Source organism: Aliiglaciecola sp. SL4, from assembly GCF_041538045.1.
Taxonomy (GTDB): domain Bacteria; phylum Pseudomonadota; class Gammaproteobacteria; order Enterobacterales; family Alteromonadaceae; genus Aliiglaciecola.
In genome coordinates this window covers 1-11209 of the sequence record NZ_JBGOSE010000019.1, presented here as the reverse complement: position 1 = coordinate 11209, position 11209 = coordinate 1, and the positions used below count along the sequence as shown (strand labels likewise).

General features: G+C 41.6%; 9 protein-coding genes. 4 read left to right on the top strand and 5 right to left on the bottom strand.

The genetic code is table 11. The features are described from left to right. Nucleotides 1-9 precede the first annotated feature (9 nt). Nucleotides 10-276, bottom strand: coding sequence for a DUF4212 domain-containing protein (locus AB6T38_RS18250; protein WP_348489073.1), 267 nt, complete (start codon nt 274-276; stop codon nt 10-12). Nucleotides 277-511: 235 nt separating this feature from the next. Here AB6T38_RS18250 and AB6T38_RS18245 point away from each other — a divergent pair, with 235 nt between their 5' ends. Then, a complete protein-coding gene (locus AB6T38_RS18245) occupies nt 512-3934 on the top strand; it encodes a PAS-domain containing protein (protein ID WP_372548666.1) in 3423 nt (1140 codons plus the stop codon). On the opposite strand, the gene AB6T38_RS18240 is transcribed toward AB6T38_RS18245, so the two are convergent. From AB6T38_RS18240 to acs, 3 genes are all read right to left on the bottom strand, one after another. Next, the gene (locus tag AB6T38_RS18240; RefSeq protein WP_372548665.1) at nt 3909-4619 is read right to left on the bottom strand and encodes a heparan-alpha-glucosaminide N-acetyltransferase; all 711 of its coding nucleotides are present in this window, start codon (nt 4617-4619) and stop codon (nt 3909-3911) included. The genes AB6T38_RS18245 and AB6T38_RS18240 overlap by 26 nt on opposite strands. Nucleotides 4620-4757: 138 nt before the next feature. Continuing rightward, on the bottom strand, nt 4758-5417 hold the full coding sequence (locus AB6T38_RS18235; protein ID WP_372548664.1) for a response regulator: 660 nt from the start codon (nt 5415-5417) through the stop codon (nt 4758-4760). A gap of 147 nt (nt 5418-5564) precedes the next feature. Beyond that, nucleotides 5565-7505, bottom strand: a complete 1941-nt coding sequence (gene acs, locus AB6T38_RS18230) for an acetate--CoA ligase (RefSeq protein ID WP_372548663.1) — start codon at nt 7503-7505, stop codon at nt 5565-5567. A gap of 242 nt (nt 7506-7747) precedes the next feature. On the opposite strand from acs, the gene AB6T38_RS18225 reads away from it, so the two are divergent. Further along, on the top strand, nt 7748-8911 hold the full coding sequence (locus AB6T38_RS18225) for a DcaP family trimeric outer membrane transporter (protein ID WP_372548662.1): 1164 nt from the start codon (nt 7748-7750) through the stop codon (nt 8909-8911). A gap of 103 nt (nt 8912-9014) precedes the next feature. Here the strand turns inward: AB6T38_RS18225 and AB6T38_RS18220 are convergent, their stop codons facing one another. Beyond that, the gene (locus AB6T38_RS18220) at nt 9015-9488 is read right to left on the bottom strand and encodes an acyl-CoA thioesterase (protein WP_372548661.1); all 474 of its coding nucleotides are present in this window, start codon (nt 9486-9488) and stop codon (nt 9015-9017) included. 256 nt (nt 9489-9744) lie between these two features. Between AB6T38_RS18220 and AB6T38_RS18215 the strand changes: the two genes are divergently transcribed. Continuing rightward, nucleotides 9745-10359 (top strand): DUF1456 family protein, encoded by a 615-nt coding sequence (locus AB6T38_RS18215; protein ID WP_372548660.1) that lies wholly within the window; start codon nt 9745-9747, stop codon nt 10357-10359. Next, the gene (def, locus tag AB6T38_RS18210) at nt 10356-10874 is read left to right on the top strand and encodes a peptide deformylase (protein ID WP_372548659.1); all 519 of its coding nucleotides are present in this window, start codon (nt 10356-10358) and stop codon (nt 10872-10874) included. The genes AB6T38_RS18215 and def overlap by 4 nt, the downstream gene beginning before the upstream one ends. The last annotated feature ends 335 nt before the right edge of the window (nt 10875-11209 follow it).

Below are 11209 nucleotides of genomic sequence, written 5' to 3'. Positions count from 1 at the left end.
TGAACTCTCCTACTCTTCGTCTACGCCATAGCGTTTATCTAAAACATTCATTTGACGAACGTAGACAAAAATCAACGCCACAAATACGTAAATTGCACCTTGCTGTGCGAACCAGAAACCAAGTTTGAAGCCGAAAAATTTCACTTCATTAAGTACATCAACTAGCAGAATGCCGAATCCAAACGATACAACAAACCATACAATCAGCAGTTTTAGCATTAACGAGAGATTATCTCGCCAATAGGCTTTTTTATCTTCTTCTGTTTTAAACGCCATGCTCATTTCCTCATGCTTTTAGTCTGGCAATAAACCTTGGAATGGCACATACGCAAAAACTGATGCCGACCAAAGCTTGTAAATTATAAAATCGGAATGAATGCCATTCCGAACGTTTTCTAATCTATCCATGTATCTGTAGCAGTGGAATGAGACTATGGTCGTAGTACAACAATTAATTTTCTGAAAGTATGCTAAATTACTAATATCGATAGTGTTTTAGGTACAGAATTAAATGACATTGGGTTGGGTTTTATTAGCCTTAATTTATCTAACAGGGTTATTTTGGGTCGCAAGATGGGGAGATAGAAACACGCCTTTGGCTCGTGCTATCACCTCTCATCCTATTGTTTATTCACTCGCTTTGGCAATTTATTGTTCAGCTTGGACATTCTTTGGCATGGTAGGTGAAGCGTCTCGAAATCAGTGGCAGTATATTGCGATTTTACTAGGTCCAATACTGGTTTACCTGTTTGGTTATCGATTTATTTATAAGTTAATATTAGTCAGCAAACGGCAAAATATTACGACCATTGCTGACTTTATCGCGTCTCGATACGGTAAGCGACAAACCGTTGCCTTGTTAGTCACTTTTATCGCTTTGTTAGCAACCATTCCCTACATGGCCCTGCAGCTAAAAGCGATTGGTTCTGCTTTTCAATTGATCACTGAGCAACAACACAGTGAAGTTATTGTATTAATCGCCTCGGTGTTTATTGCGTTTTTTGCCATTTATTTTGGAACCCAGCACTCAGATGTGACCGAGTACCGACGCGGCTTGATGTTAGCCATAGCGTTTGAGTCGAGTATTAAGCTTATTGCATTAATCGTTATCGCCTCCCTTGCTTATTTTTGGGCGGTTGTGGAAAACCCCGAAGAATTTAGTAACGCACTATCAAAATTTAACTCTACAGCCCAATTCAGTACATTGTCATTTTTTGCCCAAACATTAATGTCTGCCGCTGCTATTATCTGCTTACCACGACAATTTCACGTGGCTGTGGTCGATAATTTAAAGCTGTCTCACCTTAAGACTGCGCGTTTTATGTTTCCATTTTATTTAGCCGTAACTGCCGCTGTTATTCCGGTTATTGCTGCTGCCGGACAAACTCTAATCGGGGCTCAAGAACCGGATACTTATGTCTTGAGTTTAGCGATCTTATCCGACTCCCTATTTGTTAAAATCTTAGTTTTTGTGGGCGGCCTATCTGCTGCAATGGCAATGATTATTATCGCCACTTTAACCCTGAGTACCATGGTAACTAATGATGTGATTTTGCCGAAAATGCTGTCTCGTCAAAACCACAACGCCCCTCAGTTTAATTATGCAAAAACCATTTTATTAGTCAGACGGTTAGTTATAGCCTCACTCATTGCTTTAGCCTATTTTTATCATCAACAAATGACCGGTAGTCGCTCATTGCTGTCGATTGGTTTAGTAGCATTTTCGTTAGTTATCCAACTATTGCCTGCGATTTTGGGCGGTCTGTATTGGAAGAAAGGGCATGCCCACGGCGTTTATGCAGGCTTACTTGCAGGTTTTTTAACTTGGGTAATGTGGCTAATGTTTCCCATGTTAAACGAAGTGAACACCACCCAACTGCAATCAGAAGTGATTAGTGTGGCAGCGATGGTCAGTTTGTTAGCCAACACAAGTTGTTATTTGCTGTTTTCTCACTTCGCTCAAGATAGATTGGTCGATCGAATTCAATCGCAAGCCTTTGTTTCCCCCAGAGAAGAAATCATTGAAGAGACCAAAAAACAGCGCAAAACCGCCACTATTGGTGACCTGTCCACTTTATTGTCGACTTTTCTTGGAGAGTCCAGAGTAGAAATCTTGATGGAGGATTTTGAGAATCGTTCCAAAATAAAGCTACAAGACCACCAATCTCCAGATCATGAATTTCTAGAATATTGTGAACGAGCACTTGGTGGTGCGTTAGGTGCATCAAGTGCCAAAGCCCTCATCGATAGTGCACTAGGTGGTAAAAAATTAGATTTTGAAGAAGTAGTCAACTTTTTTGATGACACCACACAAGCAATTCAATTCAACACCACCGCGCTATTCACCTCCATTGAAAGTTTAGATCAAGGGATCAGCGTAATAGACAAAAACCTTAACATAGTTGCATGGAATAGGCGCTATCTTGAGTTATTCAACTACCCTGCTGACTTAGTCAATGTTGGTACTCCCATAGAAGATCTCGTTCGTTATAACGCACAACGAGGTGAATGTGGTGTAGGTGAGATTGAGTCACTGGTCCAAAAGCGAGTGGCCCATTTAAAAGCAGGCCACCCGCATAAATTTATTCGCCAACGTAGTGATGGAAGAATGATAGAAATGGTTGGAAACCCTCTGCCTGGTGGTGGTTTTGTTACTAGTTTCAATGACATTACCGCCCATATAGAAATTCAAAAAGCCCTAGAAGAGTCAAAAATAAACCTTGAGCGTCGAATTGAAAAAAGAGGCGAAGAAGTCCAAGCCATTAACGCCGAACTGCGCAGTGAAATAGAACGCAGAGCACAATTAGAAGAAGATCTTGTACAAGCGCGAAAAGCGGCGGAGGACGCCAATGCCAGTAAAACACGGTTCCTTGCCTTGGCCAGTCATGACGTATTGCAACCTTTGAATGCGGCTAAGTTATATTTGTCGGCGTTAGGAGAAATCGATGTAGATCTTGAAGCCAAAGAAATTCTCAACAAACTTAGTGATAGCGTGAACTCCAGTGAAACTCTTATTGCCACCTTGTTGGATATTGCGCGTCTAGACCAAGGTGAAATGAAGTTAACGATGGAAGATGTGTTGCTGCCCAAACTGTTAAGCTCGTTAATAGACGAGTTTGCCATGAAGGCAGAACAAAAAGGATTGCAGTTACGCACTCAAATTCCAGCCTATTGGGTCAATACCGATAGAACTCATCTGTACCGTATTGTAGCAAACTTGCTATCAAATGCAGTTAAATACACTAAAAAAGGCAAAATATTACTAAGTGCTAGAAAACGACAAGGACGTGTGCTTATCCAGGTTTGGGATACCGGAATTGGTATTTCAGCTGCAGAACAAAATAGAATTTTTAACGACTTTTACCGCGTCGATGGCAGCCCTCAGCACGGCGTTGGTTTAGGCTTGGGTGTCGTCACTCGCATGTCGAGTAAACTCGACATCAATGTTAGCGTTCGCTCTACACCAGACAAAGGAAGTTGTTTTAGCTTTGATATTCCATTAGGACAAGCACTTTCACAACAACCAGAAAACAAACCCACAAACAATACGGGTTTAAAAGACATGCAGGTACTTTGTATCGATGACAAAGATGAAAACCTAGATGCAATGCAAACCGTTTTGAATAAATGGAACGTGAATATCATTACAGCCTTGGATCTTGCCCAAGCTAAACAGCAATTAAAGTCACGGACACCCGATGTAATTTTGGTGGATTACCACTTGGCCAACAACGTTAATGGAATCGACGTGATTTCAGCCTTACGCTATCAATATGGTGAAAATTTACATGCGGTTTTAGTCACTGCTAATCAACAAACTGAGATTGTCGACTTATGTAAGGAGCTAAATATTAGTTACCTGAGTAAGCCCGTTAAGCCAGCCAAATTAAGGGCTTTGCTTAATAGCTTTAGGCTTGCCAGATCACCCCAATAAGGCCAAATAGCGCAAATAAAATGGGTTGATGAACAAGGTAGATAATTAAACTATGTTTACTTGCAAATAAGACAGTTTTACTGCGCGCAAACCTGTGCGCAGGGTCTTGTAAAAACCAACCTTGATAAGCTAACCAAATGCCGATCAGAACCACGCCAGTCCATGGAAACAAACCCACATAATCATTGGTGTATCCAGGCAACAAGTGGCGAATAGGCTGAAATGGCCAGATACTGCTCACCCAGTTCAAATTAAATGCGAGAATAATAACGAGACCAAGACCCAAGGCGAGGTTAGGAAATCGAGAAAATGGCACAGCGATTAAGCTGGCTATAGCGATAAAATGTAAAACCCCAAAGAAAATCCAATTGTTTGGAGCCATGATTAAGGATGAAATAGTCACAGCCCCAGAGGCCAGTAACAACTGGATAAATCGCTTAATAAAATGTTTTTGTTTAAACCCTGAACCGTGGACGGCTGCTAATGAGAAGCCCACACATAAGAAAAACAACGTCAAAATTACATAACGAAATTCACGCCAACCCGCACCATCCGGGATGGTCGATGGCACCCAACCAAAAAATTTGAGATCATAAATAAAATGAAAAACAACCATTAAGACAATGGCTAGAAAGCGCATTAAATCAACAGTATAAATACGTTTAGAAGCAGATTTAGGAGACATTGAAACACTCAAAAACAGTAAGTCTGGCCATTGTAATAGGATTTAAGCTAAGTTTCGCGGTTATTCAATTGGCGTAAAAAACTAAAGGCCATAATAACTGCATCCCAAGGGACAAGAGCTAAGCCATTAGACACTAGGTTATTTTTGACATAACTCTGGGGATGGCGGTGTCAATTCTAGTTGCGAGGCAATTAATACGGCTTGGGTACGGTTATTAATACCAAGCTTCTTGAATAATGCCGTTACATGCGCCTTAACCGTCGCTTCTGCAATATCCAGTTCAAAGCCGATTTGTTTATTTAACAAACCATCTCGCATAAAACATAACACTTTGTATTGGGCATTAGTCAAACTAGACACTTTATCCGCTAAAGCAGCAAACTCGCTGTCCATTTCATCTATTTCATTGACTAATGATTTAGGCACCCAAGTATCACCATCGAGAATGGTTTCAACAGCATTGGCAATATCTTCAGAGCCCGTTGTTTTGGGAATAAAACCCATTGCACCGGTATTGATAACTTTGGATACAATGTTTTTATCTTCTAACCCTGACACCACAGCAACGGGTAATTCGGGGTACAGTTTACGAATATGGATCAAACCAAATAAGTCATTGCTGCCAGGCATATGTAAGTCTAACAACAGTAAGTCGACTTCATTTTTTTGAATAGTATCAAGAGTTTGCGTTAAGTCACTAGCTTCTAAAATCGTTAATTGATGTTCAGATAAATTTAGCGCGAAGCGCAATGCATCTCGATAAAGAGGGTGATCGTCTGCAATTAGCAATGTGAACATAGTGTTATCAACGTGTCTATAAAGTGATCTAATTGAATCAGGACGATCCCCTTAAATCAACCAATAATCTCTATCTAAACGAAGAAAGGGGCAAATATTGCCCCTTTCTTGTTCGATTAGGATTAATTAATGCTAAATACTTCTTATTTAGCGGTTTAACCTTAGTTCGATTAGGCTATCAACCACACTGGGATCAGCTAATGTTGATGTATCCCCAAGTTGCTCATACTCATTAGCGGCTATTTTACGTAGTATTCTGCGCATAATTTTACCTGAGCGGGTCTTAGGTAATCCATTGGTCCACTGAACCAAATCGGGAACCGCGATAGGACTCAATTCTGTGCGTACCCACTTACGTATTTCAGCCGTTAATTCATCAGTCACTTCCACACCAGAGACCGGCGTTACATAAACATATATAGCTTGGCCTTTAATATCATGGGGGTAACCCACGACAGCGGCTTCAGCAATAGCATCGTGAGACACCAATGCACTTTCAATTTCGGCAGTACCAAGGCGGTGGCCTGATACATTCAATACGTCATCTACACGGCCAGTAATCCAATAGTAGCCATCCTCATCACGACGACAACCATCACCAGTAAAATAGGTGTTTTCGTAAGTGCTAAAATAAGTTTGCACGAAGCGAGCATGATCGCCATATACCGTTCTTGCTTGAGCCGGCCAGCTATCTTTAATAATTAAATTACCTTCGGTTGCGCCACTTAACTCATTGCCTTCGCCATCAACCAAAGCAGGTTGAACACCAAAGAACGGAATCGATGCTGCACCGGGTTTCAGAGCAGTAACGCTAGGTAACGGCGTCATCATGATGCCACCGGTTTCAGTTTGCCACCAAGTATCAACAATTTGGCAACGACTGCGACCAATTGTTTGGTAATACCAGATCCACGCCTCAGGATTAATGGGCTCACCCACTGAACCTAACAAACGCAGGGAATCACCAGTAGTGCCCTCTGCGGCAAATTGTCCCTGGGCCATAAGCGCACGAATAGCGGTTGGTGCGGTATAAAGAATATTAACATCATGTTTATCGACTATCTGGCAGATACGACGAACATCTGGATAGGTTGGAACACCTTCGAAAATTAATGTTGTTGCGCCATTAGCAAGTGGTCCGTAAACGATGTAAGTATGACCGGTGATCCAGCCCACATCGGCAGCACACCAGTAAATTTCACCATCTTGGTAATCGAAAACATATTTGTGAGTCATTGATGCGTAGACTAAATAGCCACCTGTAGTGTGCACTACGCCTTTAGGTGTGCCAGTTGAGCCCGAGGTATACAATATAAATAAAGGGTCCTCTGCATTCATTGCAGTGGGCTCACAAGTAGGTTCACACTTAGCGGTTAACTCATGCCACCAAATATCTTTATCACCTACCGCAACCTCGTTACCGGTATTTTTGAACACGATAACGTTCTCAATACTTGGGCAGCGATCATTTTTAAGGGCGTCATCTACGTTAACTTTAAGTGGCACACAATTACCACCCCGTCTGCCTTCATCAGCAGTAATTATCAACTTGGCATCAGAATCATTAATTCTATCTGCGATAGCGTTGGGAGAAAAACCACCAAAAATAATTGAGTGGATAGCACCTATGCGCGTACAAGCCAACATCGCTACGGCCGCTTCTGGCACCATTGGCATATAAAGGGCTACGCGATCGCCTTTTTGAATGCCAAGCTTTTTCATACCATTGGCTAGGCGACAAACTTGGTCATGCAACTCTTGGTAGGTTACTTTACTGTCGGTATCTGGAGAGTCGCCTTCCCAGACGATAGCCACATCATTGGCCTTCTCCGGCAAATGCCTATCGATACAGTTATAGCTTACGTTGAGTTCACCATCTTCGAACCACTTAATACTGACATCATCTTTGGCAAAAGAAGTATTTTTAATTTTAGTTGGGAATGTAAACCAATCTAAGTTTGCCGCTTGCTCTTTCCAGAACTCATCTGGGGATTCGATTGATTGCTGATACATCTTGGCATGCAATTCAGGGGTTAAATGGGTATTAAGCTTGGCGGTCTCAGGGACCGGATAAAGTGTATCTGTCATAGGGTTCTCCAACACAATTTTTAGCAACTGCACATACTGTAACGTTAATATTAAAGAGTGGAATGCGACTTTGGTCTTACCGAAGCTGACTTTGGTCTTACTTAATTAAAAACTACCACTTTATTCATTCAAAATTCAGTTTCTAGACTATACGACTATGGTCTGATAGACCATCCGCTTATATGTAAAAAGTGAATCTTAGTGCAAAGTTTACTGAGCATTAAACTGCACTAGGAAAAGTCATGAAAACTAAAATTACAGCAGCAATTACGCTAGCACTTGGCACTTTGTATGGTACTGCAACCAATGCCAACCTATTAGACAAAACAAATGTTCAATTTAGCGGCTATTTAAAAGCCGATGCCATGTTCAGTAGCTATAGTGATGGCACTCTAGCTTCTGGTAGTATTGGTAGAGACTTCTATCTTCCGAGCCTTACACCTGTAGGCGGCGAAGAAGAGTCGACTCAATTTGATGCCCATATTAAACAGTCGCGTTTTAGGTTCACCACTAATACCGATCTGGATAGTGGCGACAAAGTTGTCGGCGTTCTAGAGTTTGACTTCCAAGTAACACCAGATGGAAATGAACGTGTAAGTAATTCTTATGAACCGAGAATTCGACACGGATTTATCAAATATAATGATTGGTTAATCGGCCAAACTTGGACCACTTTTTTAGATGTTAAAGCCCTTCCTGAAACCTTAGATTTCATCGGTTCTACTGACGGCACCATATTCATCCGACAAGTTATGGTGAAATATTCCACGGGTAACTTTGAAGTTTCATTAGAAAATCCAGAAACCACAGTTTCGCCTTTTGGTGGCGGAACCCGCATTGTTACCGATGATAATCCCTTACCCGATTTAGCAGCAAGATACACATTTAAAGGAGATTGGGGGCACTTTGCGGTAGCGGGTCTACTGCGCCAATTATCCTATGTGGACAAACAAGGTGGCAACGATATTGATACCTCAACAACCAGTGCGGGCATTAGTTTGACGGCTAAATTTAATTTAGGTCAGGACGATATTCGAATTGCAGCTAATTATGGCCAGGGTTTAGGACGTTATATTGCGCTAAATGCAGTCAATGGTGCAGTTTTGAATGCCAATAACGAATTAGAAGCCATTGACTCAGCGGGCTTCAGTATTGCCTACAGACATATTTGGGATACACAATGGAGAAGTAACTTTACCTATTCCATGTTTAGCGCTGACAATGATACAGCTTTGACTGGTTTGTCTACTACAAAAGAAACCTACAGCGCTCGCGCAAACATTTTGTATTCTCCAAGTAAGGAGCTTACTTTTGGTGCTGAATATGCTTACGCAAAGCGTGAACTTGAAACTGGCGCTGACGGTGATATGAGCCGCCTACAATTTTCCGCAAAATACGCATTTTAAGGTGAGTTAACTCCCATTGACTTATTTAGGCAGCCACTCAAGTTATGTGCTGCCAACCTCTACCTATTTATAATAGTGGCCTGCAAGGCCACTATTTTCTTTGCTACCAACCAACCATTTGTTGATAATGTTTATCCAATTTTTTAGCAAAGTCTTTACCACTAATAGCTACTTTCTCTAACATTTCTTCTTTATTTTGCGGCGAAAAATGCGGCACTTCAACGGGTGTACCGTTTTCATCTATGGCCATAAAAGTGATAAAACACCGGTTAGTATCGACGATTTCATCTTGCTTGGGGTCTGATGCTCTTACTACCACATAAATATGCATACTCGTTCTACCGGTATGGACGATGCGCGCAGTAATGGTCACCATTTGCCCTACTAAAATAGGTTGAATAAAACGAATGGCATTGGCAGAGACGGTGACACAATAATGTTTACTCCATTGCGCCGCACAAGCATAGGATGCCTGATCGATCCATTTCATCACCATACCGCCATGTACTTTCCCACCAAAATTAACATCTGTCGGCTCAGCTAAAAATCGAAACTCTGTCTGGCTAGTTTTATTCATAATCAAAGCCTTATATTTCAGTTAGTTAATTTACTATACTTGAGCTGATAAAAAATGCGCAACATAATTTTATTTCTCTAAGAGAATTAACCATTAGACTTTTTAGGTAGCCTAATGAAAAACTCAAGAATGACTCTATTGTGTTTTTTGGCGGATTAAAGCTAGCGTTTCAATAGCAAGCAAATTACTCCCCATAGGATATTTATCTATCGGTTTAGGGTAGAATAACCACAATTAACAGAAATTGGCCCTTTTTATGAACCACAACGATATTTTACGCCGCCTACGCTTTGCCCTCAGTCTTGATGACATTGCTACTATCGCTATTTTCAAGTTAGCAAACTATGAAATGGAGAAAGACTATTTATCGATGCTCATGAAAAAAGAGGAAGAGTCTGGATTTATGCTCTGTCGAGATAAAATACTCAGTCTTTTCTTGGATGGTTTAATTATTCAAAAGCGTGGTAAGCAAGAGGGTGTTGAGCCCGTTGTATTGAAAGGTAGTGAGCGCCTATCTAATAACGACATCCTGCGTAAGATCCGTATTGCCATGAGTTATCGTGACGAAGACATGTTAACAATATTAAAATTGGCTAACTTTCGCTTGAGTAAAGGGGAGCTTAGCGCAATGTTTAGAAAGCCAGATCATCGAAACTACAAAGAAAGTGGTGATCAAGTAGTCCGCTATTTATTGAAAGGTATGACAATTAAATATCGCCCAGATGCAGCAAAAACATCAACAACACCCGTTGTTAAGAAGAATAAATACCAAAAACCAAATAAACCTCGCCGAGGTGAAAGCCCCACAAATAAAGGGAAAACAACACCTGAAGAAAACAATTCAGTTTGGGGTAAGGTAGACCCTAAATGAAGATTGCCCAAGTTGGTGAAACAATCCTAAAAACGCCCGCGGTGGCAGTGCCCCCTGCAGATTTATTAACTGACGAATTGACCCAATTCCTTTTAGCATTGAAACAAACCATGTTAGATGCCAATGGTATTGGCATTGCCGCGCCGCAAGTATTTGATCCTCGCGCAATAATGATTATTGCTTCGCGCCCCAATGCCCGTTATCCAGATGCTCCACATATGGAGCCGTTAACTCTGATAAATCCCAAAGTGATCGCCAGTCGTGAAACCCAGGACAAAGATTGGGAAGGATGTCTTTCGGTCCCTGGATTAAGAGGTAAGGTGAAACGCTTTACATGGATAGAAATTGAATATCTTGCTGAAAATGGCGATACCGTAAAACGTTTGTTTGAAGGTTTTGTGGCACGCATATTTCAACATGAATACGACCATCTTATCGGCAAAACTTGGCTCGATCATATTGAATCAGCTGAAGATGTAATGGCCAACGAAGTGTGGCAGAAAAAATACGCTTAATCTGTAGGCGGGTGCTTTAGCCCCGCGGTAGGTTGAATCAATTCCATGGCCTAAAGGCCATGCTACAAACCGCGCTTGTTGAACCTCTCCATGGCCTGTAGGCGGGAGCTTTAGCCCCGCGGTAGGTTGAATCAATTCCATGGCCTAAAGGCCATGCTACAAACCGCGGCTTGTTGAACCTTTCCATAGTTTGTAGGCGGGTGTTTTAACCCCGCGATATATCAAATCCTTTCCATGGCCTGAAGGCCATGCTACAAACCGCGTCTTGTTGAACCTTTCCATGGCCTAAAGGCCATGCTACAAATTACGGGCACAAAAAAAGCACTCCGAAGAGT